The 25153-nt window shown below is 71.2% G+C and carries 20 protein-coding genes; all 20 read left to right on the forward strand.

What is annotated here, in order from left to right; all coding sequences use genetic code 11:
* Positions 1–11 precede the first annotated feature (11 nt).
* The 20 genes from EKD16_RS05040 to atpD all read left to right on the forward strand — a co-directional run bounded on the left by EKD16_RS05040 (position 12) and on the right by atpD (position 25136).
* Positions 12–410 carry a response regulator transcription factor gene (locus EKD16_RS05040; protein WP_242677240.1) on the forward strand — a complete coding sequence of 133 codons (399 nt, stop codon included), beginning with the start codon at positions 12–14 and terminating at the stop codon, positions 408–410.
* Positions 411–413: 3 nt separating this feature from the next.
* A complete protein-coding gene (locus EKD16_RS05045; RefSeq protein WP_131097322.1) occupies positions 414–1844 on the forward strand; it encodes a DALR anticodon-binding domain-containing protein in 1431 nt (476 codons plus the stop codon).
* 97 nt (positions 1845–1941) lie between these two features.
* Positions 1942–3342 (forward strand): diaminopimelate decarboxylase, encoded by a 1401-nt coding sequence (gene lysA, locus EKD16_RS05050; RefSeq protein ID WP_131097323.1) that lies wholly within the window; start codon positions 1942–1944, stop codon positions 3340–3342.
* Positions 3343–3418: 76 nt separating this feature from the next.
* Complete coding sequence (locus EKD16_RS05055) at positions 3419–4717, forward strand: homoserine dehydrogenase (protein ID WP_131097324.1); 1299 nt, start codon at positions 3419–3421, stop codon at positions 4715–4717.
* A gap of 265 nt (positions 4718–4982) precedes the next feature.
* Positions 4983–6041, forward strand: coding sequence for a threonine synthase (gene thrC, locus EKD16_RS05060; protein WP_207391528.1), 1059 nt, complete (start codon positions 4983–4985; stop codon positions 6039–6041).
* A 106-nt stretch (positions 6042–6147) separates the two neighbouring features.
* The gene (gene thrB, locus EKD16_RS05065; RefSeq protein ID WP_207391433.1) at positions 6148–7134 is read left to right on the forward strand and encodes a homoserine kinase; all 987 of its coding nucleotides are present in this window, start codon (positions 6148–6150) and stop codon (positions 7132–7134) included.
* A gap of 430 nt (positions 7135–7564) precedes the next feature.
* On the forward strand, positions 7565–9622 hold the full coding sequence (gene rho, locus EKD16_RS05070) for a transcription termination factor Rho (RefSeq protein WP_131097326.1): 2058 nt from the start codon (positions 7565–7567) through the stop codon (positions 9620–9622).
* A 462-nt stretch (positions 9623–10084) separates the two neighbouring features.
* Complete coding sequence (gene rpmE / locus EKD16_RS05075) at positions 10085–10303, forward strand: 50S ribosomal protein L31 (RefSeq protein WP_131097327.1); 219 nt, start codon at positions 10085–10087, stop codon at positions 10301–10303.
* A 238-nt stretch (positions 10304–10541) separates the two neighbouring features.
* A complete protein-coding gene (gene prfA / locus EKD16_RS05080) occupies positions 10542–11609 on the forward strand; it encodes a peptide chain release factor 1 (protein ID WP_131097328.1) in 1068 nt (355 codons plus the stop codon).
* Positions 11606–12463, forward strand: a complete 858-nt coding sequence (prmC, locus tag EKD16_RS05085; RefSeq protein WP_131097329.1) for a peptide chain release factor N(5)-glutamine methyltransferase — start codon at positions 11606–11608, stop codon at positions 12461–12463. Before prfA ends, prmC begins: the two co-directional genes overlap by 4 nt.
* Before the next feature lie 161 nt (positions 12464–12624).
* Positions 12625–13542, forward strand: a complete 918-nt coding sequence (locus EKD16_RS05090) for an L-threonylcarbamoyladenylate synthase (RefSeq protein WP_131097330.1) — start codon at positions 12625–12627, stop codon at positions 13540–13542.
* A gap of 2492 nt (positions 13543–16034) precedes the next feature.
* Positions 16035–17222 carry an MraY family glycosyltransferase gene (locus EKD16_RS05095; protein WP_131097331.1) on the forward strand — a complete coding sequence of 396 codons (1188 nt, stop codon included), beginning with the start codon at positions 16035–16037 and terminating at the stop codon, positions 17220–17222.
* Positions 17223–17581: 359 nt separating this feature from the next.
* Entirely contained in the window at positions 17582–18043 is a 462-nt protein-coding gene (locus tag EKD16_RS05100) for a hypothetical protein (RefSeq protein ID WP_131097332.1), read from the forward strand.
* A 448-nt stretch (positions 18044–18491) separates the two neighbouring features.
* Positions 18492–19340 (forward strand): F0F1 ATP synthase subunit A, encoded by an 849-nt coding sequence (gene atpB / locus EKD16_RS05105; protein ID WP_131102053.1) that lies wholly within the window; start codon positions 18492–18494, stop codon positions 19338–19340.
* 110 nt (positions 19341–19450) lie between these two features.
* Complete coding sequence (gene atpE, locus EKD16_RS05110; protein ID WP_131097333.1) at positions 19451–19663, forward strand: ATP synthase F0 subunit C; 213 nt, start codon at positions 19451–19453, stop codon at positions 19661–19663.
* A gap of 32 nt (positions 19664–19695) precedes the next feature.
* The gene (gene atpF / locus EKD16_RS05115; protein ID WP_131097334.1) at positions 19696–20235 is read left to right on the forward strand and encodes a F0F1 ATP synthase subunit B; all 540 of its coding nucleotides are present in this window, start codon (positions 19696–19698) and stop codon (positions 20233–20235) included.
* Positions 20235–21044, forward strand: a complete 810-nt coding sequence (locus EKD16_RS05120; protein WP_131097335.1) for a F0F1 ATP synthase subunit delta — start codon at positions 20235–20237, stop codon at positions 21042–21044. The genes atpF and EKD16_RS05120 overlap by 1 nt, the downstream gene beginning before the upstream one ends.
* A gap of 77 nt (positions 21045–21121) precedes the next feature.
* Complete coding sequence (atpA, locus tag EKD16_RS05125; RefSeq protein WP_131097336.1) at positions 21122–22765, forward strand: F0F1 ATP synthase subunit alpha; 1644 nt, start codon at positions 21122–21124, stop codon at positions 22763–22765.
* A gap of 3 nt (positions 22766–22768) precedes the next feature.
* Complete coding sequence (locus EKD16_RS05130; protein WP_131097337.1) at positions 22769–23686, forward strand: F0F1 ATP synthase subunit gamma; 918 nt, start codon at positions 22769–22771, stop codon at positions 23684–23686.
* 4 nt (positions 23687–23690) lie between these two features.
* Complete coding sequence (gene atpD / locus EKD16_RS05135; RefSeq protein WP_131097338.1) at positions 23691–25136, forward strand: F0F1 ATP synthase subunit beta; 1446 nt, start codon at positions 23691–23693, stop codon at positions 25134–25136.
* The last annotated feature ends 17 nt before the right edge of the window (positions 25137–25153 follow it).

Below are 25153 nucleotides of genomic sequence, written 5' to 3' on the forward strand. Positions count from 1 at the left end.
GTCTCGCGGCCGTGGGTGATGCGCTGGCACGGGTACTGGTGGTCGACGACAACGAGGTGATCAGGCAGCTGATCGCCGTCAATCTGCAGCTCGAAGGCTTCGAGGTGCACACCGCTGTCGACGGCGAGGACTGCCTCGCCCGGGTGGGCGAGATCCAGCCCGATGTGATCACGCTGGACATCATGATGCCCCGCCTCGACGGCTGGGTGACCGCCTCGCGCCTTCGCGAGGACGCGGCCACGCGCGCCATGCGGGTGCTGCTCATCACCGCCCGCGCCCAGGAGGACGACGTGCGCCGCGGGCAGGAGATCGGCGTCGACGCCTACCTGACCAAGCCCTTCGACCCCACCGAGCTCATCCGGCTGGTCCGCGACCTGGCGTCGCGCAACCGCGCCGAGCAGGCCGGCTGATCCGTGGCCGCCCACGCCGCGGAGGCGGCCGGGGACTGGTGGCTTACGGAAGGCGCCACTCCGGCGCGGGTCGACGCCCTGCTGCGCGCCGCCCTGGCCGAGGCGGCCGAGTGCCCGCTCCAGCGCGTCCCCGCCGCCGAACCACGGCGTCCGCCGCCGCCCGCCACCGCCCACTACACGACGGCCCTGCCGCTGCGTATGGCAGGCGCCCTGGGGCGTCCCGCCTCGCAGTTGGCCGAAGCCGCGGTCGCACGGCTCCTCACGCGCCGCGGAGTCGCGGGTGCCCGGGTGGAGCGGGGCGGATTCATCGCCGTCGACGCGGCCCCACAGGCCCGTGCCGCGATGGTCGCGACGGCGGCGGCCGACGGAACCGGATTCCTGTGCGGCTATCTGCGCTACGCAGGCCGTCTCGGTGCGACCACGGCCGCGACCGGCGCCGCGGTCGGCGCCGAAAGCGCAGAGGAAGCCGCGATCGGGGCGCCCGGTCGTGCGCCCGGCAGCCGGCTGTCCGCGCTGGACGCGGCCGCGACCGTCGAGGAGGCCCGGCACCTGGCACGCGAGGACGCCCGCCGCCGGATGCGCGACGCCGCCGAGCCAGCGGAGCCCGCGGCCGACGCCCGAGAACCAGCCGCGGCCCCCGCGCGAACGGACGGCTCCGCCGACGGCGGGGCGGGCGGCGCCTCCGACCCCGGCCGTCCGCACGCCGACTCCTCCGGCGCGTCCAGCGCGGCTGCCGCGCGCGGCGAACCCTGGCGCGACCCCTGGATGGACCGCGGCGGCGGCGAGACCCCCGCGGCCCGGCTGCTCGCGGCCGTCGGCGAGGCGAGCGCCCGCGTCGCGTTCTGCCGCTCGGCGAGCGAGCGGCCGCGCCCCGGCGAGGTGACCGGCCCCGGGCTGCCCGCCGTGCCGACCGCCGAATTCCCCGGCGCCTGGGCGCTCGGTATCGGCGCCAACCCGGCCTTCGCCGTCCGCTACGCCCACGCCCACGCCGCCTCCACCCTGCGCTGGGTGCGAGAGGCGCAGGGGGCCGCCGCCTGGGTGCCCGCCCATACCCCGCCCGCCCACTCCGCGCCCCGCAGCACCGGTGCCGGACCGGCCCCGGTGCCCGCCGCCGGCGCACCGCGTCCCCGCGCCGCCCTGCTCGCCCCGCCCGACGCCGCCGCGCTCGCCGGGACCCTGTTCGACGGGCCGCTGCTCCTGCACGCGGCGGTGCGGCGTAGCGAACCCCATATGCTGGTGCGATACCTCGAAGGCGTCGCGGCTGCCTACCATGAATGGCGGGAGTCCGGCGGCTTCACGGCGGAGACCACCGGCGAACCCGGAGGCGGTGCGTCCGCGTCCGCCACCGACCGGCTGCTGCTGTGCGCCGCCGCGGCCGGCGTCCTCCACGCGGGACTCTCCCTGCTCGGCGTGTCCGCGCCCACAAGGCTGTGAGCACACCGACCGCACCACGGCCCCGACGGCCGAGCACCGCGCCCGCCCGTGCGCGGCGCCCGACACCCGACCACGCCGACACGTCGAGAGACACACCATGAGCCGATACGCCCACCCCGCCGGTCCGCGCCACGCGGAGGTCCTGCCCGAGGAGAACCCGCCCCGTCCTCCGCAGGACCTGGTCCGGCTGGACCCGCGCGTCTGGCCCGCCACCGCGCGGCGCAGCCACGCCGACGGCGGCGAGCTGGCCGTCGGCGGCGTGGGCGTCACCCGCCTCGCGGCCGAGTACGGCACCCCGCTGTTCGTCCTCGACGAAGACGACTTCCGCGCCCGCGCCCGCGCCTACCGCGAAGCCTTCAGCGAGGCCGAGGCCGACGTCTACTACGCCGGCAAGGCGCTGCTCACCAAGGCCGTCGCACGCTGGGTGCACGAGGAAGGGCTCAAGCTCGACGTATGCAGCGGCGGCGAACTGACCGTCGCGCTGGCCGCGGGCATGCCGCCCGAGCGCATCGGCATGCACGGCAACAACAAGTCCGAGGACGAGCTCGCCCGCGCCGTCGAGGCCGGCGTCGGCCGCATCATCGTCGACTCCTTCGACGAGATCGAGCGCCTGGAGCGCATCGCCGCCGAGCGCGGCCGCGTCCCCAAGGTCCTCGTACGCGTCACCACCGGTGTGGAGGCCCACACCCACGAGTTCGTCGCCACCGCACACGACGACCAGAAGTTCGGTCTGGCGCTGAGCACCGGCGCCGCCGCCGAGGCGGTGCGCCGCGTCCTGTCCTGCGAGCACGTCGAGCTGGTCGGGCTGCACTCCCACATCGGCTCGCAGATCTTCGACACCGCCGGGTTCGAGGTCGCCGCGCGCCGGGTCGCCGAGTTCCTCACCCGCATCCACCGCGAGAACGGCGTCGAGCTGGCCGAGCTGGACCTCGGCGGCGGGTTGGGCATCGCCTACGTCTCCGACGACACCCCGCTGGAGGCCGAGTCCATCGCCAAAAGCCTGCTGACGATCGTGCAGCGCGAGTGCGACGCCCACGGCCTGCCGATGCCGCGCATCGCCGTCGAGCCCGGCCGCGCCCTGTCCGGCCCCGCCGGTATCACCCTCTACGAGGTCGGCACCGTCAAGGACGTCGAGGGCATCCGCACCTACGTCAGCGTCGACGGCGGCATGAGCGACAACATCCGCACCGCACTCTACGGCGCCGAGTACACCTGCGCCCTGGTCTCGCGGGTCTCCACCGCCGAGCCGGTGCTGTCCCGCCTGGTGGGCAAGCACTGCGAAAGCGGCGACATCATCGTGCACGACCTGTATCTGCCCGCCGACGTGCGGCCGGGCGACCTGGTCGCCGTCGCGGCGACCGGCGCCTACTGCTTCTCCATGGCCAGCAACTACAACCATCTGCCGCGCCCGGCCCTGGTCGCGGTGCGCGACGGTGTGCCGCGGACCCTGGTGCGCCGGGAGACCGAGGAGGATCTGCTGCGCTTGGACGTAGGCTGACCGGGCGACGGTGCTCGGGGGCCGGCGCACGGCGAAATGGACGGCACGACGTGACAGAAGTGGGAGTCTCCCCCCTATGGCGATGAAGGTGGCGCTGCTGGGATGCGGCGTTGTGGGTGCGGAAGTGATGCGGCTGGTCGACCGGCAGGCGTCCGAACTCGCCGCCCGCGTCGGCGCACCGCTGGAGATCGGCGGCATCGCGGTGCGGCGCCTCGGGCGCGACCGCGGCACCGGCGTTGACCCCGAACTCTTCACCACCGACGCCACGGAGCTGGTCACCCGGCCCGACATCGACCTCGTCGTCGAGGTCATCGGCGGTATCGAGCCCGCACGGTCGCTCATCCTGGAGGCGGTGAAGGCCGGCAAGTCCGTCGTCACCGCCAACAAGGCGCTGCTGGCCGAAGACGGCGCCACCCTGCTGGCGGCCGCCCGCGAGTCCGGGGTGGACGTCTACTACGAGGCCGCCGTCGCCGGCGCGATCCCGCTGCTGCGCCCGCTCCGCGACTCGCTCGCCGGCGACCGGGTGCACCGGGTACTCGGTATCGTCAACGGCACCACCAACTTCATCCTGGACCGGATGGACACCCAGGGCGCGGGATTCGCCGAGTCCCTGGAGGAGGCGCAGACCCTCGGCTACGCCGAAGCCGATCCGACGGCCGACGTCGAGGGCTTCGACGCCGCCGCCAAGGCCGCGATCCTGGCGCGGCTGGCCTTCCACACCCAGAACGTCACCGCTGCCGACGTCCACCGGGAGGGCATCACCGAGGTCTCTTCCGGCGACATCGCCAGTGCCAAGGCCATGGGCTGCGTCGTCAAGCTGCTGGCGATCTGCCAGCGCGCGGAGGACGGCGCGTCGGTCGGGGTGCGCGTCCATCCGGTGATGCTGCCGCGCGAGCACCCGCTGGCCGCGGTCACCGAGGCCTACAACGCGGTATTCGTCGAGGCCGAGTCCGCGGGACGGCTGATGTTCTACGGCCCCGGCGCCGGCGGTTCGCCCACGGCCAGCGCCGTTCTCGGCGACCTGGTCGCCGTCGCCCGCAACCGGTTGGCGCGGACCTCGGTGGGCGAGGGCACGCACGACACCGGCCTGCCGGTGCACGCCATGGGCAAGACGGTCACGCGCTATCACATCTCCCTGGACGTCGCCGACCGGCCGGGTGTGCTCGCCCGCGTCGCCGAGGTGTTCGCCCAGATGGGGGTGTCCATCAAGAACGTGCGCCAGGAGGGCTCCGGAGAGGACGCGCAGCTGGTACTGGTCAGCCACACCGCGCCCGACGCCGCTCTGTCCGAGACCGTCGAGCGGCTGCGCGGGCTGGACATGGTGCGGTCGGTGGCCAGCGTGATGCGTGTCGAGGCGTTCGCCGAGGACGCCTGAGGCCGCCTTCGAGGGCGCCGAGCGCGGACTGCGCGGCGGGCCCGCGCGAAGGCCCCGCCGCGGACCGTTCCGAGGGGTGAGACGAGCGCCGCCGAATGCACGGTGCGCCCCCGCCGGGCTCTAGACTCGAAAAAGGCAGATGACACGGCCGCGGTCGCCGGGCGGGATCGGCCCGCCGGGGCGGTCCGCGCGCCGGGGCGTGCCCTCATCCAGCGAACCTTTTAACGCATGTCCACCCATTTGGCGAAAGGGCCCTGTCGTGAGCATGGCACGGGCGTGGCGGGGAGTCGTCGAGGAGTACCGCGACCGTCTCCCCGTTGCAGCGAACACCTCGGTCGTCACCCTGAACGAGGGCGGCACCCCCCTGGTTCCCGCCACCCGAATCTCCGAGCTGACCGGGTGCGAGGTGTTCCTCAAGGTCGAGGGCCTCAACCCCACTGGGTCCTTCAAGGATCGCGGCATGACCATGGCCATCACCAAGGCCGCCGAGGAGGGCGCCAAGGCCGTCATCTGCGCGTCCACCGGCAATACCAGCGCCAGCGCCGCCGCCTACGCCGTGCGCGCCGGCATGACGTGCGCGGTGCTGGTGCCCCAGGGCAAGATCGCGATGGGCAAGCTCGCCCAGGCGCTGGTGCACGGCGCGAAGCTGCTGCAGGTCGACGGCAACTTCGACGACTGCCTCGAACTCGCCCGCAAGCTGTCGGTGGACTACCCCGTCGCCCTGGTGAACTCGGTCAACCCCTATCGCCTGCAGGGGCAGAAGACCGCGGCGTTCGAGGTCGCCGACGCGCTGGGCGACGCCCCGGCGGTGCACTGCCTGCCGGTGGGCAACGCGGGCAATATCAGCGCCTACTGGATGGGCTACCGCGAGTACGCCGAGGCCGGTATCGCCTCCTCGGCTCCGCGCATGTTCGGCTTCCAGGCCAGCGGGTCGGCGCCGATCGTCTCGGGCGCTCCCGTCGAGCAGCCGCGCACCATCGCCACCGCGATCCGCATCGGCAACCCGGCGTCGTGGGTCTACGCCGAGCAGGCCCGCGACGAGTCGGGCGGGCGGATCGAATCGGTCACCGACCGCAAGATCCTGGCCGCCTACCGGATGCTCGCCGCGGAGGAGGGTGTCTTCGTCGAACTGGCGTCGGCGGCGAGCGTCGCCGGGCTCATCCAGTCCGTCGAAGCCGGCCACATCGACCGCGGTACCCGCGTGGTGTGCACGGTGACCGGAAACGGGCTCAAAGACCCCGACTGGGCGCTGGCCGGCGCCTCCACCGCCACCACCGTGCCGGTCGACGCCCACACGGCGGCCTCGGCCCTCGGACTGGCCTGAGACGGCGGCCCCTTCCGGCCGCCGTCTCAGGGCCGCACACTCGCCCGTGCGCCCGGCGGACACGGCTGCATCCGCACGATCCCCCGAACCACGAAAGAGCACCGGCATGCCCCAGACGCGCCCCTCGGGGGTGCACGTGCGCACCCCCGCCACCAGCGCGAACCTCGGACCCGGCTTCGACGCGCTCGGGCTGGCGCTGGGCCTCTACGACGAAGCCGACGTCCGGCTCACCGGCGACGACCGGCTGATCGTCGACGTCGGGGGCGAGAGCGCCCGCGAGGTTCCGCTCGACGCGTCGCACCTGGTGGTGCGGGCCATGCGGACCGTGTTCGAGGCGGCCGGGGAGAAGCTGCCGGGGCTGCATCTGCGCTGCACGAACCGCATCCCGCACGGTCGCGGCCTGGGCTCCTCGGCGTCGGCGATCGTCACCGGCGTAAGTGCGGCGACCGCGCTGCTGAGTGGCGAGGACCCTGCGCTGGGCCGCCTGGACCGGGACCGGGTTTTCCGGCTGGCGGCCGACATCGAGGGGCATCCGGACAACGTGGCGCCCTGCGTGTACGGGGGCTTCACCATCGCCTGGCGCGGCGACGAGGGATGGGGCGCGACCGGCGTGGCGCCCTCGGCGCGGGTGCGCCCGATCGTGTGCGTCCCCGAGGAGCGGCTTTCCACCGAGCAGGCGCGCGGACTGCTGCCGGACGCGGTGCCGCACGGTGACGCGGCCTTCACGGCGGGCCGGGCGGCGCTGCTGGTCGCGGCCGTTTCCGGCCACCCCGAGTTGCTGCTGGAGGCCACCGAGGACCGCTTGCACGAGCGCTACCGTGAACCGGCGATGCCCGAGAGCCTGCGCATCGCCCGTGAGCTGCGCGAACACGACGGCCTGGCGGCGGTCGTCTCGGGCGCCGGCCCGACCGTGCTGGTGCTGGCGGACGCGGGGGACGCGGCGGGCGGCCGAAGCCCCCGGAAAGCGGGGGATGCCGACCAAATCAGTGACGACCTGGTTGATTCGATTCGGCGGCGAACGGGTAAGCAGTGGCACATACGCCCCTTAGCCATCGATCCGGCAGGAGCGTGGATCGAAACTCCCCGTTCATAGACGTGTGTCAAGGAATAGCTGTGGGCTCCGGTGATGTTAGGCTGGGTGAAGCACCAGATGCCCCCGATGCGGGGCACGTGCCCATCCGCCACAGTGTTTTCCGCGCCCAAGGTGTACGTGGTCTTGGCCATGCGATCACTGCGCACGGTTACCACTGTGTTGAGTTCGCGGCGCTCCCGTGACTCCGTCCACCCTGACCTGGCCGATTCGCGCGATGCGAGCGGAAGAATGGTTCACGGGCGGCACTATCGGACTCATCGCCCTCACGCCCGGCTGTACCCAGAGCCCGCCGCGATCGGGTAGGGGATCCACGGTTCCCGACACATCCGCGTGGGGCATGCCCGACCCGGCCCCCGCCGGTTCGCAACACCGGGCCGGCCGTTAGAGACACGATGACGGCCCCAGGCCCGCTCCTTGGGAAGGACCCTTAGTGAGCGACACCACCGAACTCCACACGGACGCGGCGGTCAGCAAGCAGCAGGAGACGACCGCGTCCGATGCGGACGTCGGCGACGCCGCGACCTCGTCCAGAAAGAGCACGCCGTCCCGGTCCCGTAGCCGTTCCGGCGGCACCGGTCTGTCGGCGCTGAAGCTGACCGAACTGCAGCGGCTGGCGTCGAGTCTCGGTATCACGGGCACTGGGCGGATGCGCAAGAACGACATCATCGCCGCCATCGAGGCCAAGCAGGGCGGGCCCGTCTCCGCGCCGCAGTCGGAGGGCGGTGCCAAGCAGGAGGGCGGTGCCAAGCAGGCCGCGGACCGGTCGGCCAAGGAGAAGGAGACCGAGGCCAAGGAGACCGGGAAGACCGCGGAGCCTGAGCAGAACGCCTCCGGCGCTCCGGCGTCGGACACGGCCGAGTCGGGCGGACGCGACACGGAATCGGGACAGGGCGACCGCTCCGAGAAGCCGGCCCGCGCCCGGCGGTCGTCGCGCAAGCGGGGCGAGGACTCCGCAGACCAGAACCGGCCCTCGGACGGAAACGACCCCTCTACCCCCGCGAGCAGCGTGACGAAGACATCCAACTCCCAGAAGACCGACTCCCAGGACGGCCAGAGCGGCCAGTCGGGCCAGTCCTCCGGCCAGTCCGGCCAGTCCGGCCAGTCCGGGCAGGGCGGCGGCCGCGATCGCCAGCGCAACCGGCGCAACCGCGGCAACCGCGACGACTCCGGCGGCGACAACAAGCCGCAGAACCAGGACGGCGGCCAGCAGCAGAGCGGCGGCAACCGCGGCGGAGGCGGCGGTGGAGGCGCTGACGACGACTTCGGCGGCGGACGCCGCCGCGGACGCCGGCGCGACCGCCGGGACCGCCGCCGCGACCGCCCGGACAGCGAGCCCGTCGTCAACGACGACGACGTGCTGCTGCCCGTCGCCGGCATCCTCGACGTCCTGGACAACTACGCGTTCGTCCGCACCACCGGCTACCTGCCCGGCGCCAACGACGTCTACGTCTCGCTGGCGCAGGTGCGCAAGAACAGCCTGCGCAAGGGCGACGCGATCACCGGCGCCGTGCGCCAGCCGCGCGAGGGCGAGCGGCGCGAGAAGTTCAACGCGCTGGTCCGCCTCGACACCATCAACGGGATGACCCCGGAGCAGGCGCGCAGCCGCCCCGAGTTCACCAAGCTGGTGCCGCTCTACCCGCAGGACCGGCTGCGCCTGGAGACCGAGCCCGGCATCATGACCACGCGGATCATCGATCTCGTGGCGCCCATCGGCAAGGGCCAGCGCGGGCTCATCGTCTCGCCGCCCAAGGCCGGCAAGACCATGGTGCTGCAGTCGATCGCCAATGCGATCACCGAGAACAACCCGGAGACCCACCTGATGGTCGTGCTCGTCGACGAGCGGCCGGAAGAGGTCACCGACATGCAGCGCACGGTCAAGGGCGAGGTCATCCACTCGACCTTCGACCGGCCCGCCGAGGACCACACCACCGTGGCCGAGTTGGCCATCGACCGGGCCAAGCGCCTCGTCGAGATGGGCCTGGACGTCGTGGTGCTGCTCGACTCCATCACCCGGCTCGGGCGCGCCTACAACCTCGCCGCCCCGGCGAGCGGGCGCATCCTCTCCGGCGGTGTCGACTCCACCGCGCTCTACCCGCCCAAGCGGTTCTTCGGCGCGGCCCGCAACATCGAGAACGGCGGCTCGCTGACCATCCTCGCCACCGCACTGGTCGAGACCGGATCGCGGATGGACGAGGTGATCTTCGAGGAGTTCAAGGGCACCGGCAACATGGAGCTGAAGCTCAACCGGTCCCTCTCCGACAAGCGGATCTTCCCCGCCGTGGACGTGGTGTCCTCCAGCACGCGCAAGGAGGAGATCCTGATGTCGGGCGAGGAGCTCAACATCATCTGGAAGCTCCGCCGCGTGCTGCACGCCCTCGACATCCAGCAGGCCCTGGAGCTGCTGCTGGAGCGGATGAAGGACACCAAGAGCAACACCGAGTTCCTGCTGCAGGTGCAGAAGACCACCGTGGGCGGGAACAACGACTGACGCCGCGCGGCGGCCCGGTCCCGGCGACCGCGGCCGCCGCGCCGTTCCCTCGTCGGCGCACCGTCCTGGTCGGCGACCGCGGCGGTGAGGGGAACGCCGCCGTGCTCCGTAGACAGCGCCGTCGCCCGCGCCGAGCGGGAGGCGGTGCTGCGCATTCCCGTGCCGCGGAACCGCTGCGCCGCCGCGGTATCCGCTATGACGGGCCCCGCCCGCCGAGTGCTGCGTCCGCACCGCATCCGAGGGCATGGAGTGTGCGCGCGAACCGGACGGCCGATCGGTCCCCGGCGCGATCCCGCCCCTGGGGCGGGGAATAGCCGCTGGTCGGTTCTTGTTCAGCCGTCTGGCAAACTGGTATTGACCGCCGCGGTACCGGTTCACGCTCTCAGAGGCAGCGACGCGGCGCGCGGCACAGCGCGCCTCGGCCGAGGGCGCCCGGCGACCGCCACTAGCGAGGAGAACCACGTGAAAGCCGACATCCACCCCGAGTACGTCGTCACCCATGTGACCTGCACCTGCGGGAACACCTTCACCACCCGCAGCACCGCCGAGTCGGGCGAGATCCGGGCCGACATCTGCTCCGCCTGCCACCCGTTCTACACCGGCAAGCAGAAGATCCTGGACACCGGCGGCCGGGTCGCCCGCTTCGAGAAGCGCTTCGGCAAGCAGCGCGCCACCAAGTAGCTCCGCAGGCGGCGCCGGAGCGCGCGGTTCCGACACGTGCGGGCCGCGCGGCCGGCGCCGCCGTCTGTAGGCGGCCTTCTCCGCCCTGAGCGGCGCTTTCCGCGGACCGCGGCCACCGGGGCGGACCGCCAGGGCACAGCGCGCCGCCGCGAACGGCGCGCGTGCCGGACCGTGCGCAGGCAGTGCGCACCCCACACCGACGTCATCGGCGTCATCGACGGAAGCTGGATTCTCAAACGTGAAGCTGGACGACCTTCTGGGCGAGTACTACGAGCTGGAGCAGCAGCTCGCGGACCCCGCCGTGCACGCCGACGCGGCGCAGGCGCGCGCCCTGGGCAAGCGGTACTCCCAGCTCACGCCGATCATCACCGCCTACCGCGAGCTGATGCAGGTCGAGTCCGACATCGAGACGGCCAAGGAACTGGCCGCCGAGGACCCCGCCTTCGCCGAAGAGGCCAGGCAGCTCGACGGCAGCCGCGAAGAGCTGACCGAGCGGCTGCACTACCTGCTCATCCCGCGCGACCCCTCCGACGAGAAGAACATCATCATGGAGGTCAAGGCCGGTGAGGGCGGCGAGGAGTCCGCGCTGTTCGCCGGGGACTTGGTGCGGATGTACCTGCGCTACGCGGAACGGCAGGGCTGGAAGACCGAGGTCATCAACTCCACCGAGTCCGACCTGGGTGGCTACAAGGACATCACCATCGCCTTCAAGAACAAGGGCACGCCGGAGGCCGGCCAGGGCGTTTGGCCCCAGCTCAAGTTCGAGGGCGGGGTGCACCGCGTGCAGCGCGTTCCGGTCACCGAGTCCCAGGGCCGCATCCACACCTCCGCGGCCGGCGTCCTCGTCGTGCCCGAAGCCGAGGAGGTCGAGGTCGAGATCCACGACAACGATCTGCGTATCGACGTCTTCCGTTCTTCGGGGCCGGGCGGGCAGAGTGTCAACACCACCGACTCCGCTGTGCGCATCACCCACCAGCCCAGCGGAATCGTGGTCTCCTGCCAGAACGAAAAGAGCCAGCTGCAGAACAAGGAGCAGGCGATGCGCATCCTGCGCGCACGGCTCTACGCGGAGGCCCAGGCCAGCATCGACGCGGAGGCGCAGGCCGAACGCAAGAGCCAGGTGCGCACGGTCGACCGCTCCGAGCGCGTCCGGACCTACAATTTCCCGGAGAACCGCATCTCCGATCACCGTGTCGGCTACAAGGCCTACAACCTCGACCAGGTCCTCGACGGCGACCTGGGCAACGTCCTCCAGGCGCTCATCGACGCCGACACTAAGGAAAGGCTGGAGCAGGCCGAGTCATGAACTTCCTGCTCGACGAGGTCGCCCGGGCCACGCTGCGGCTGGCCGACGCGGGCGTCCCCTCGCCCCGCACCGACGCCGAGGAGCTCGCGGCGTTCGTGCACGGCGTTCGTCGAGGTGAGTTGCACGAGGTCGCCGACTCCGACTTCGACGCGCTCTACTGGGAATGCGTCGCCCGCCGCGCCGCGCGCGAGCCGCTCCAGCACATCACCGGCCGGGCCTACTTCCGCTATCTGGAGCTGAGCGTGGGGCCCGGCGTCTTCGTGCCGCGGCCCGAGACCGAGAACGTGGTCGGCTGGGCGATCGACACCTTGCGTGCCATGGACGTAGCCGACCCCCTGGTGGCCGACCTGGGCGCCGGGTCGGGCGCCATCGCCATCTCCATCGCCCAGGAGGTGCCGCGTTCGCGGGTGCACGCCGTCGAGTTCGATCCCGGGGCCCTCGCCTGGGCCAAGCGCAACATCGACGCCAGCGCCCACGCCGACCGCATCACCGTGCACCAGGCCGACATGCGCTCGGCCCTGGCCGAGCTGGAAGGCCGGCTGGACCTGGTCATCTCCAACCCTCCCTACGTGCCCACCGCCGACTCCGCGCTGATCCCGCCGGAGGTCCGCAACCACGACCCCGGGCCCGCCCTGTGGGCGGGCGCCGACGGGCTCGACGCCGTCCGCGAGCTGGAGGCGGTGGGACGCCGCCTGCTGCGTCCGGGCGGGGCGATGGCCATCGAGCACGGAGACGGCCAGGGCATCGACATCCCCCGGCTCTTCCCCGAGGGGCAGGGGTGGCGCGACGTCCGCAACCGCAAGGACCTGGCGCACCGCGACCGGTTCGTCGTCATGCGCAGGGCCGAGGATTGAGGCCGAGGGCCGCGCCGGTCCGCTCGCGCGCGACGCCGCAGCGGCGGGGAGATGCGGCGGCGGACACGCGCATCCGCACATCGCGACCAGACGATCCGACCAGAGGGCCCGCGCGGGCCTGCGCGCCCTGCGGGCGCCGACGAGAGATGGGGTGACCTCAGGTGAGCCGCAGTTACGACTGCGCTGACGTGCAGGGGCGCAGCGACGGCATCGCCGACGCGGCGTCGACCGTGCGCCGGGGCGAGCTGGTGGTGCTGCCCACCGACACCGTCTACGGTATCGGCGCCGACGCGTTCAGCCCGGGTGCCGTCTCGGCGCTGCTCGACGCCAAGGGCCGCGGCCGCGACATGCCGCCGCCGGTCCTCGTGGGGTCGATGCGCGCCGCACAGGCCCTCATCGAGGACCTGGGCAACTACGGCCAGGACCTGATCGAGGAGTTCTGGCCGGGGCCGCTGACCATCGTGTGTGCGGCCGCTCCGAGCCTGTCCTGGGACCTCGGCGACACCAAGGGGACGGTCGCGGTGCGCATGCCGATGGATCCGGTCGCCCTGGAGTTGCTGAAGGAGGTCGGCCCGATGGCGGTCAGCAGCGCGAACCTTTCGGGGCACCCGGCGGCCACGACGGCCGACGAGGCGCAGAAGCAGCTGGAGGACAGCGTCGCGGTCTACCTCGACGGCGGGCCCCGCGACGACGACACGCCCTCCACCATCGTGGATCTCACCTACGCCGTGCCGCGCGTGCTGCGCGACGGCGCCGTCTCGGTGCAGCGTCTGCGCGCGGTCTGCGGCACGGTCATCGGCGTGCCCAAGCGCCGCTCAGCGGCCGTGGAGGACAGCGGCGAGGAACAGCAGGACGAGGCCGCCCCCGCCGCGAGTCCGGGAGAAGCCGAAGTAGGGGAGGCGGCTGAGGGCCGCGGGGGCGCGGCTGAGCGTCCGGACAGCCCGTCGGGAGCCGCATCCGCGCCAACCGGTGAGACCGCCGCCGAGACCGCCGCCGAGTCGGCGGCGTCGACCAAGGAGGCCGACTCCGGGCCAGCGGACAACCCGACCGACGAATCCGGCCGGGGAACCTCCTCCTGACACAGCCTTCCGCCTTCGGCGGCGGTTCTGGTCTGTTGTGGGGTCTTGTCGGTCTGCTGGGTGGCGGGTGGTCTTGACTGAAAGGCGGCGGCGAGGGCGGCGGTGGGCTGGGCCTGTGGTCGTCGGGTCGGGTGCTCGCCGGTGGTCCATCCGGCGGGGCAGCGACGGCAGGGGCGGCGCCGGGCCTGCGGTGGTCGAGCCGGTGGTCACCGGCCCCGGCCGCGGTGGTCTGAGCCGGGAGCGCCGCGCGGTTGTCGGCGCGGGCTCGACGCGGAGCTCTCGGCGGCCGCCATGGGGGCGGATTGGGAGCACGAGACGCACGTATGTGCGCCGGTATCCGCCTCGGTGTCGCCCCGAGGTGCCACCCTCGCACCGTGATTCCGTGATACGAAACAACACGGGGTGTTTGTCCGCCAATGCCCGAGTTCTCGGTGGGCTCGCAGCCGCGCTGCGGGGGCGGTGGCGCACGAGGCGCACTGAATGGCGCGAAAGCAGCCCTGAGGTCAACTTTTCGTGCGTCTCGTGGCTACGGCGCCCGCCGAGGCCGCCCGCAAAACGGGCATAGGTTCCCAAAAGTCCACCTCCTCGGGTAGCGGGGCAGTCGGCGGCCGCGCCTGGGCGCAACGAGCAACGTGTTGTCGCTCCCCGGCCCCCGATCCGGCGCACCACCGGGCCGCGCGGGCGCCCGCGACCGCGCCCCGCCGCGCGGCCTCCGGCCGGTGCCGGCCCGATCGCAACATGGCGACACCCAGCCGGCCCACCGGCGCCGGTAGGTCCCCTATGCCGGTCCATCCGGCGATGACCGCGAACTTATGGCCGCGGAATACGCTTACCTGCGACCATAAGTTCACGATAGACGGGCCAAGCCGCGCCGAGTCTGTCTCCAGGGCTGGATTCGGCGCCGAATCCAGCCCTGGAGACAGACTCGATGGCACCGGTGCCGCCCAACGCAGGGTTTTAACCAGGCAGCGGCCGCGGGTTCAGGGGGTGAGTGCAACACCGGCTCCGCACGGAGGTGTTGTGATGAATACCCACCCCCGGGGGGCGGCCCCCGCCGGCCGCCGCAACCGGCGGGCACCGGTACCGATGTCCGCGGGCCTGGCCCCGCTGCCGCCGTCGCCGCCTCGTCGGCCGCCGTCACCGGCGAGCACCCGACCCGATGGGCACCGGCCCAGCCCTTCGCCGTCCTCGGCGCCGCTTTTCCGTGCAGACCACCCGCCACCCGGCAGGCCGACAAGGCCGCCCAGCGGACCCGAGCCGCCGCCCCCGCTGGCCGCCGTCACCGGCGAGCACCCGACCCGATGGGCACCGGCCCAGCCCTTCGCCGTCCTCGGCGCCGCTTTTCCGTGCAGACCACCCGCCACCCGGCAGGCCGACAAGGCCGCCCAGCGGACCTGAGCCGCCGCCCCCGCTGGCCGCCGTCACCGGCGAGCACCCGACCCGATGGGCGCAGGCCCAGCCCTTCGCCGTCCTCGGCGCCGCTTTTCCGTGCAGACCACCCGCCACCCGGCAGGCCGACAAGGCCGCCCAGCGGACCCGAGCCGCCCCGCCGGCCGCCGTCACCGGCGGGCACCCGACCCGATGGGCGCAGGCCCAGCCCTCCACCGTCCTCGCCGCCGCCTTTCCCAACGACCGCCCGACACCCGGCAGACCAGCAAGGCCACAGCAAGGCCGCCCAGCAGACCCGAGCCGCCCCTTCGTCGGGCGCGCCCGCCCGTGCGCAGGTCGGGCGCCGTTCACCCGGTGAAGGCGCGGCGATCGCGTCCTGCCTCAGCCGCCCCCGGCTTTCGACCCATGGCCGTCCGCGGCGCTAAAAATGCGCAAAGACTGGCGGCGCCGCAATCGGCGTCGGCTACGGAACGCGTTCGAGCCGGGATGCGCCGGCCCGGGTGCAGCGGGGACGGCGTCCGGCTTTGCAGACCGGGCTCCTCGCGAGTACGCCAAAGCGCGAAACAGTTCGGCGGTGGCGGCCCGGCCCGGGGTCCGCGGTCGGCCGGGAGCCCGGATATCCCGGCCCTGCGCAGGGTCTGTGTCGACCGTATGCCGTCGTGCGGCCGCTTCGGCGAGATGCCCCAGAAGGCGGAGTGGTGTGCGGCGCCGGGTGTCGCGGTCGGCTCCCGGCCCCTTTCCGGCTGCCGCGCCTGCCGCCGCCGATGTCCCGACTCTTCAGTGGCACGTCGCACATTTTTCACTCTGCGTGGCCGCACGGTCCTGCCGCGCTGCATCGGCGGGTAGTGCTAGGTTCGACTGCACCGCGGTCTTCGAAAGCGGCAGCCGTGCCCGACATCGCTCGTACCGCGGTCGCGATCGGCCGTCCGCGCTTGGTGCGCGCAGCGGTTGGTGGCAGACCGCCGTTCAGCCGATAGCCGGCTCGCGGTCCAGCCGATCCGGCGACCGCCGAAGCAGAAGCCGTCAGCCCAGCGCCGAACCGCCGACCGCCCCCGTCGGCTCCCCGCCGTCGGCGCGCAACCGAGGAAGGCATCTGACACGCCGTGCGTGAGTATGCGCTCACCTTCGTCATCGCCGTGGCGGTCACCTACCTGCTGACCCCCTTCGTGCGGCGAGCGGCGATCGCCACGGGTGCCGTGCCTCCGGTTCGCGATCGCGACGTGCACTCCGAACCGATCCCGCGCATGGGCGGGATCGCCATCTACGGCGGCTTCGCCGCGGCGCTGCTGATCTCCTACCGGCTGCCGCACCTGCAGGACGTCTTCGTCTACAACACCTGGCGGGGCCTGCTCCTGGCGGGCGGGCTGATCATCGTCATCGGCATCATCGACGACCGGTGGGGCATGGGTCCCATCCCCAAGCTCGCCGGCCAGACCGCCGCGGCGGGCATCCTGGTGTGGTCGGGCGTGCAGATGCTGTGGCTGCCGCTGCCGGGTACCCAGTTGTCGCTGGGGCCGTGGCTGGGCGCACTGGTGTCGGTGTTGATGATCGTGGTGACCATCAACGCGGTGAACTTCGCCGACGGCCTCGACGGCCTCGCCGCGGGGATCGTGGCCATCTCCGCGTTCGCGTTCTTCGCCTACTACTACGTGGCGGCCGTCGACCAGGGGTTCGAGCGGCAGTCCTATCCGGCGATGATCGCGATCATCCTGGCCGGGGTGTGCATCGGGTTCCTGCTGCACAACTTCAACCCCGCCCGTGTCTTCATGGGCGATACCGGATCGATGCTGATCGGACTCATGCTGACGTCCATCACCATCACGGTGACCGGCCAGTTCTACCCCGACGGCCGCACCAGCGTGCACGGCATCGCCCTGTTCTTGCCGGTGTTCCTGCCGCTGCTGGTCATCGCACTGCCGCTGGCCGATCTGGTGCTCGCGGTGGTGCGCCGCACCATGGCCGGCAAGTCGCCCTTCGCCCCCGACAAGAAGCACCTGCACCACCGGCTGCTGGAGCTGGGACACTCCCACGCCCGCGCGGTGCTGCTGATGTATTTGTGGGCGGCCATCATCGCCTTCGCCGCGGTTTCGCTGTCGGTCTTCGACACCCCGTTCGTGGTGCTGACCGTCACCATGCTGGTGGCGGCCTGCGCAGTGGGCCTTATCACCCTTCCGCGGCTGCGCCGCCGCAGCGCAGCCCGCGCCCGCGCCTCCGCCGCCCGCGCTAAGGCCGGTGACCGCGAGCCGAACTCCCCGCCTTCCGCAGCCTCGTCGTCGGGCTCCGCGGAGTAGGCGATGGCGAAGGAGACGGTCATCACACGCACCGCCGGTTCCGAGTCCGGGTGGAACACATCGCGCCCAGCGATCCGCCCGCGACCGGTCCCCGCCGTGCGGTCGCGGCACCGGAGCAACCGACTGAGGACGCCTGAACCGGGAGGTCGAATCCAGCCGAACGGCACATGACCCGCGGTCGAACCACCGCGGTGACAAAGGCGACAACCTGCGGCGACAGCCGGTGTTCCGGAACGGTGTCCCGGACGGAGCCGCCGCGGCTGAGGTGGTCCTTACGGCCACCCCCGCTCGGGTGCCCGAATCCTTGTGATAGCTTTCACGAGCAAGCACCCCACAGCACAGCCACCGGAGTCACTTTCATGCAGGAACACGACGCCCGGATCTTCCGCGGCGCCGCGATTCCAACGGCCGCCGTCGGCGCGGCGGCCGCAGTCGCATCCTCAGTCATGGCGGGTGTGCCGGGGCTCGTCGGCGCTGCTCTGGCAGCGCTGCTGGTCCTCGCGTTCTTCGCCGTCTCCGCGTTCGTCATCGCCTGGGCGGGACCGCGGTATCCCCATTTGCTGCTGCCCATCGCCTTTCTCGTCTACACCACGAAGGTCGGTGTCCTGGCGGTCGCGCTGGTGCTCTTCGGCGGCACCACGGCCTTTCATCACAACTCGTTCGCGCTGACCGCACTGGCCTGCGTGATCGCCTGGCTCACGGGCCAGGCCGTCGCGGGCAAGCGAGTGCGGCGCCTGACGGTCGAGCCGGTCTCCGAGGGCGACGACGACTCCGGTACGGCGGACTCCGCGGCGGGTGCCGGAGTCGGGAGCGACCGGTGAATCCGGCGAAAACGCCCTTCAAGGGTGATGTGCGAACAAGATTCACCTACTGCTATCTTCCGGAGCGAGACGAAGGAGCGCGCGGGCGCCGGCGATCCCCCCGAAACGCCGCGCACCGACAGCGCGAAGTTCTTCTCCTCCGTGCTGGGAGGCGTGGCCCTGCGGGGCGGCGCGGGGCGGTCGGCGGACCGGTTGCGGCAACCGGCCGCTGTGTTCCCGCCGATCCGCGCGCCTCTCGGATCGGTCGGCGCGATCTCTCGGATCGGCGTCCGTCATCTCGGGTTCTGAGTGTCCAGTCCGGTAGCCGTCCTCTCCATGCGAGGGGCGCGGTACCGCCCAATACATCGAGGATTGAGTTGCGTCACGACGAATGGGTTCGCCGTGAGGGAACCCCCGGCCGTGTAGCGAGCGAGGAGCGGTGAACCAACTAAACGACGTGTCCGCCGGGCTGCACAGTGCCGCGTCCGAAGAAGGCTGCCACATCTTCAACACACAGGGATGCGGCTTCTCACCTCCGGGCATGGGTCTGTTCTTCCCCGAGCCCTACCTGGACTTCGGCATCCCCGGTACCGCGGGCATCACCAAATACTTCGTAGTGCTGATCCTGGCGCTGCTGCTGGCGGCGGGATTCTGGTACTTCACCACGCGCAACGCCAAGGTCGTGCCCAGCCGCGGGCAGAGCCTGGCGGAGATGTTCGTGGAGTTCGTCCGGAACCAGATCACCCGCAACACCATGGGTAAAGAGGGCGACAAGTACCTGCCCCTGATGGTGACCCTGTTCCTGTTCATCTTCTCGATGAACATCATGGGCCTCATCCCGATCCCGGGCCTGCAGCTGCCGGTGACCACCAGCCTGGCGATCCCCGTCATGCTCGCGCTGTTCATCTACCTGCTGTGGAACGGCGTCGGCATCCGCCGCAACGGGGTCGGCGGGCACTTCAAGGCCCACCTGGTGCCCGGCGGCGTGCCCAAGCCGCTGCTGATCCTGATCACGCCGATCGAGGCGCTGTCCAACTTCGTCATCCGGCCGTTCACCCACGCGCTGCGGCTCTTCGCGGTGATGTTCGCCGGCCACCTGCTGCTGGCGGTCTTCGCCGCGGCCGGGTTCTACATGTTCAACCCCCTCACCCCCATGGGATGGGGCCTCGGTGCGGTCTCGGTGGGCTACAGCGCGCTGGCGCTCGTCGGGTTCCTGATCTTCACCGTCTTCGAGCTGTTCATCATGGCCGTCCAGGCTTACGTGTTCGTGCTGCTCTCCTCGGTCTACATCGGACAGGCGATGGAGAGCGAGCACTAGGAGACCCCCGTCTCCGCGTGCGCGCACGCGCTCACCCCAGTCCACGCAAAAGCAACGCCAGTCCGGCGGCACCGACTACCCGCCGGCGTGTATCGAGTAAAGGGAATTCAATGGAAATCACCGGTAGCCTCGCGACCATCGGTTACGGCCTCGCCGCCATCGGCCCCGGAATCGGCGTCGGCATCATCTTCGGTATGGGTGTGCAGGCCATCGCCCGCCAGCCCGAGGCGCGCGGCGTGCTGACGACGCAGATGATCTTCGGCTTCGCCGTCGTCGAGGCGCTGGCCATTCTCGGGTTCGTCCTCGCGATCATCCAGCAGTAGTAACGGCCAGCGAAGCGGAGGAGATGCCGGCCATGAACCTGGCAGCCGAGCAGGAAAGCCTCCTGCAGATCCACTGGGACGAGTTCACCTTCGGCGCGATCGCTTTCGGCCTGTTCGCCCTGGTCGTCTATCGCATGTGGCCGCGGCTGACGTCCGCCCTCGACGAGCGGGCCAACCAGATCGAGGGTGGCATCGAACGCGCCCGGAAGGCGGAGGCCGAGGCGGAGGAGATCCGCCAGCAGTACCGCGAGAAGCTCGACGAGGCGCACCGCGAGTACGCCCGCGAGCTGGAGAAGGCCAAGGAGCAGCGGGCCTCGATCATCGCCGAGGCGCGCGAGGAGGCCCAGGCCGAGGCGCAGCGGGTCCTCGACGCCGCGCACGCCCAGATCGACGCCGACCGCCAGCACGCATTCGCGCAGCTGCGCAACGAGATCGGCACCCTTTCCACCGATCTCGCCGAGCGCATCGTCGGTGAGACGCTCAGCGAAAGCGCCGCCCAGAACCGCGTCATCGACCGGTTCCTGGAGGAGCTGGAGCAGGGCGAGAACGCCTCCCAGGCCGAGGTGCGCTGATGCGGGGCATCAGCCGCGCCTCCCTGGAGGCGGTCACCGAACGGCTCGGCACCGTGCTGGAGTCGGCCGACACCGCCGCACTGGGCCGCGAGCTCTTCGAGGTCGTCGCGCTGCTGGAGCAGGAGCACACCCTGCGCCGGTGGCTGGCCGACCCGGCCAACTCCGCCGAGGCCAAGTCCGGACTCGTCGGCGAGCTGCTGGAGTCCAGGGTGTCGCCCTCCACCCTCATGGTGGTCGGCGACGTCGTCCAGGCCCGGTGGTCGAGGCAGCGCGACCTGGTCGACGCGATCGAACGGGCGGCCGTCTTCTCGACGATCGCCCGGGCCGAGAGCGAGCAGCGGCTCGGCGAGCTGGAGGACGAGCTCTTCCGGTTCAGCCGGGTCCTCGCGGGCGAGTCCGAGCTGCGCGCGGCGCTGACCGACGAGTCCGTCTCCGCCGAGCGCCGCAGCGGCATCGTCGAGGCACTGCTGGCGGGCAAGGCCGACCCGGCCACGACCACCCTGGTCACCCAGCTCGTCACGCATCCGCGGGGACGTAGGCTGGAAGACGGCCTGGAGTACTACGGGCAGCTGGTCGCCGAGCGTGCCCAGCGCTACGTCGCGCTGGTGCGCACGGCGGTCGCGCTGAGCGAGAACCAGCAGGAGCGCCTGCGCACCAGTCTCGCCCGGGCCTACGGGCGGCCGATCCACCTGAACATCGAAGTCGACCCCTCGGTGGTGGGCGGTATGTCCATCCGGGTGGGCGACGAGGTCATCGACGGCACCATCGCCGGGCGCCTCAACGAGGTCCGGCGCCGTCTGGCCGGCTGAGGCGACGATCCACCCCCAAGCAGAACGCACCGGCGCCGGGGACATCGGCGCCATACGAGAGCAAGGACATACGTGAGATGGCGGAGCTGACGATCCGGCCGGAGGAGATCCGGAACGCGCTGCAGCGCTTCGTCCAGTCGTACGAGCCCGACGCCGCCGCGCGCGAAGAGATCGGCACCGTCACCTACACCGGTGACGGGATCGCGCGCATCGGCGGCCTTCCCTCGGCGATGGCGAACGAGCTGCTGCAATTCGAAGACGGCACGCTGGGCCTGGCCCAGAACCTGGAGATCGGCGAGATCGGCGCGGTCGTCCTGGGCGAGTTCTCCCAGATCGAGGAGGGCCAGTCGGTGCGCCGGACCGGCCAGGTGCTCTCGGTGCCGGTGGGTGACAACTACCTCGGCCGGGTCGTGGACCCGCTGGGCAATCCGATCGACGGCCAGGGCGAGATCGAGACCACCGAGCGCCGCGACCTGGAAGTGCAGGCCCCCTCGGTCATGCAGCGCCAGCCGGTGGGCGAGCCGATGCAGACCGGTATCAAGGCCATCGACTCGATGACCCCCATCGGCCGCGGCCAGCGCCAGCTGATCATCGGCGACCGGCAGACCGGCAAGACCGCGATCGGCATCGACGCGATCATCAACCAGAAGAGCAACTGGGAATCCGGCGACCCCTCCAAGCAGGTCCGCTGCATCTACGTGGCCGTGGGCCAGAAGGGCACGACCATCGCCAGCGTGAAGGGCGCGCTGGAGGAGGCCGGTGCGATGGACTACACCACCATCGTGGCCGCCCCCGCGTCGGACGCCGCCGGCTTCAAGTACCTCGCCCCCTACACCGGCTCGGCCATCGGCCAGCACTGGATGTACGACGGCAAGCACGTGCTGGTGGTCTTCGACGACCTGACCAAGCAGGCCGAGGCCTACCGAGCGGTGTCGCTGCTGCTGCGCCGCCCGCCGGGCCGCGAGGCCTACCCCGGTGACGTCTTCTACCTGCACTCGCGCCTGCTGGAGCGCTGCGCCAAGCTCTCCGACGAGATGGGCGCGGGGTCGATGACCGGCCTGCCGATCATCGAGACCAAGGCGAGCGACGTCTCCGCCTACATCCCGACCAACGTCATCTCGATCACCGACGGCCAGGTGTTCCTGGAGACCGACCTGTTCAACCAGGGCCAGCGCCCGGCGATCAACGTCGGTATCTCCGTCTCCCGTGTGGGCGGTTCCGCCCAGACCAAGGCGATGAAGAACGTCACCGGTTCGCTGCGGCTGGGCCTGGCCCAGTACCGCGAGCTGCAGGCGTTCGCGGCCTTCGGCTCGGACCTGGACGCGGTCTCCAAGGCGCAGCTGGAGCGCGGTGAGCGGCTGATGGAGCTGCTCAAGCAGGGCCAGTACGCGCCGTTCCCCATGGAGAAGGAGGTCGTCTCCATCTGGGCGGGCACCACCGGCCAGATCGACGACGTGCCCACCGAGGACGTCAGCCGCTTCGAGGCGGACTTCCTGGACTACATCTCCCGCGAGCACTCCAAGGTCCTGGACAACATCCGCGAGAGCGGGAAGTTCGAGGAGGAGACCGAGCAGGCCCTCAAGGACGCCATCGCGGAGTTCAAGCTGACCTTCCAGACCTCGGCCGGCACCGTGCTGGGCTCCGAGGAGGAGACGGAGGCGCTTGCGGAGAGTGAAGTCGGCCAGGACACCATCAAGGTCGCAAAGAGCACCGGGAAGTAGCCCATGGGAGCACAGCTTCGCGTCTACCGCCGGAGGATCCGCTCGACCAGGTCGATGGCGAAGATCACCCGCGCGATGGAGCTCATCGCCACCACCCGCATCACCAAGGCGCAGCGCGTGATGCAGGCGGCGGAGCCCTACGCGCGGGAGATCACCCGGTCGGTCTCCGCCCTGGCGCAGCGGGTGAGCGATCACCCGCTGCTGCAGGAGTCGGAGAACCCGACCCGGGCCGCGGTCCTGATCATCACCAGCGACAAGGGCCTCGCGGGTGCCTACACGGCCAACGCGATCAAGGAGTCCGAGTCCCTGGGCACGCTGCTGCGCAACCAGGGCAAGGAAGTGCTCCAGTACGTCGTGGGCCGCAAGGGGATCGCCTACAACCAGTTCCGGCAGCGTCCGATGGAGCGGACCTGGGAGGGCATCACCGAGCGTCCGACGTACCTGGACGCCAAGGAGATCGCCGACGCCCTGATGGACCGGTTCACCAAGGACGCCGGGACCGAGGACGGCGTGGACGAGATCCACATCGTCTCCACCCGGTTCGTCTCCATGCTCACCCAGAACGCGGCGTCCCGCCGGGCGCTGCCGCTGGAGGTCGAGCAGGTCGAGCCCAAGGTGCTGGAGGCCGAGCAGGGCGCCCTGCCGCTGTACGAGTTCGAGCCCTCCGCGGAGGAGGCGCTGGACCAGTTGCTGCCCAAGTACGTGGCGAACCGGATCTATTTCGCGCTCCTGGAGTCGGCCGCATCGCAGCAGGCGTCGCGCCGCAACGCCATGAAGGCGGCCACCGACAACGCCGAGGAGCTTGTCCAGACCCTGACCCGCCAGGCCAACCAAGCCCGCCAGGCGGAGATCACCAACGAGATCAGCGAGATCGTCGGCGGCGCCGACGCCCTTGCTGGTGCCAGCGCGGGAAGTGAGTAAGAAAGTGACTGCGACTGCTGCTGAAGGGACGGCCGCGCCTGGCACGTCCACCGGGCGCATCGCCCGGGTCACCGGCCCGGTCGTCGACGTGGAGTTCCCGGTCGGCGCCCTGCCACCCCTGAACAACGCCTTGCACACCGACGTCACCCTCGGGGACGAGACCAAGACCGTCACGCTGGAGGTCGCCCAGCACCTCGGCGACAACCTGGTCCGCACCATCAGCCTGGCGCCCCAGGACGGCATGGTCCGGGGCGCCGAGGTGCGCGACACCGGCGAGCCCATCAGCGTGCCGGTCGGTGACGTGGTGAAGGGCCACGTGTTCAACACCCTGGGCGAGTCCATGGACACGCCCACCTCGGAGCTCAAGGTCCAAGAGCGGTGGCCCATCCACCGCAACCCCCCGGCCTTCGACCAGCTTGAGTCGAAGACCGAGATGCTGGTGACGGGCATCAAGGTCCTCGACCTGCTGACGCCCTACGTGCGCGGCGGGAAGATCGGTCTCTTCGGCGGCGCCGGTGTGGGCAAGACGGTGCTCATCCAGGAGATGATCACCCGTATCGCCCGCAACTTCGGTGGTGTGTCGGTGTTCGCCGGTGTCGGCGAGCGCACCCGTGAGGGCACCGACCTGTTCCTGGAGATGGACGAGATGGGTGTCCTGCCGGACACCGCGCTCGTCTTCGGCCAGATGGACGAGCCGCCCGGCACGCGTCTGCGCGTGGCCCTGTCCGGGCTGACCATGGCGGAGTACTTCCGCGATGTGCAGAACCAGGACGTGCTGCTGTTCATCGACAACATCTTCCGGTTCACCCAGGCGGGCCAGGAGGTCTCCACGCTGCTGGGCCGCATGCCCTCGGCGGTGGGTTACCAGCCCAACCTGGCCGACGAGATGGGCGTGCTGCAGGAGCGGATCACCTCGACCCGCGGCAACTCGATCACCTCGATGCAGGCGATCTACGTGCCCGCGGACGACTACACCGACCCCGCGCCGGCCACCACGTTCGCCCACCTGGACGCCACCACCGAGCTCTCGCGGCCCATTTCGCAGAAGGGCATCTACCCGGCGGTGGACCCGCTCGCGTCGACCTCGCGCATCCTCGACCCGCAGTACGTGGGCCAGGAGCACTACGACGTCGCGCAGCGGGTGATCGGGATTCTGCAGCGCAACAACGACCTGCAGGACCAGATCGCGATTCTCGGCATCGACGAGCTGTCCGAAGAGGACAAGATCATCGTCGAGCGGGCGCGCCGCCTGGAGCGGTTCCTGTCGCAGAACATGTTCGTCGCGGAGAAGTTCACCGGCAACCCGGGCGTGTTCGTCCCGCTGGAGGAGACCATCGCCTCGTTCAAGGCGGTCTGCGACGGCGAGTACGACCACCTGCCCGAGCAGGCGTTCCTCGACGTCGGCAACATCGAGATGGCCGTCGAGAAGGCCAAGACGCTGCAGGGCTAGACGTTGCGCGGGTGGCG

Source organism: Streptomonospora litoralis (assembly GCF_004323735.1).
Taxonomy (GTDB): Bacteria; Actinomycetota; Actinomycetes; order Streptosporangiales; family Streptosporangiaceae; genus Streptomonospora; species Streptomonospora litoralis.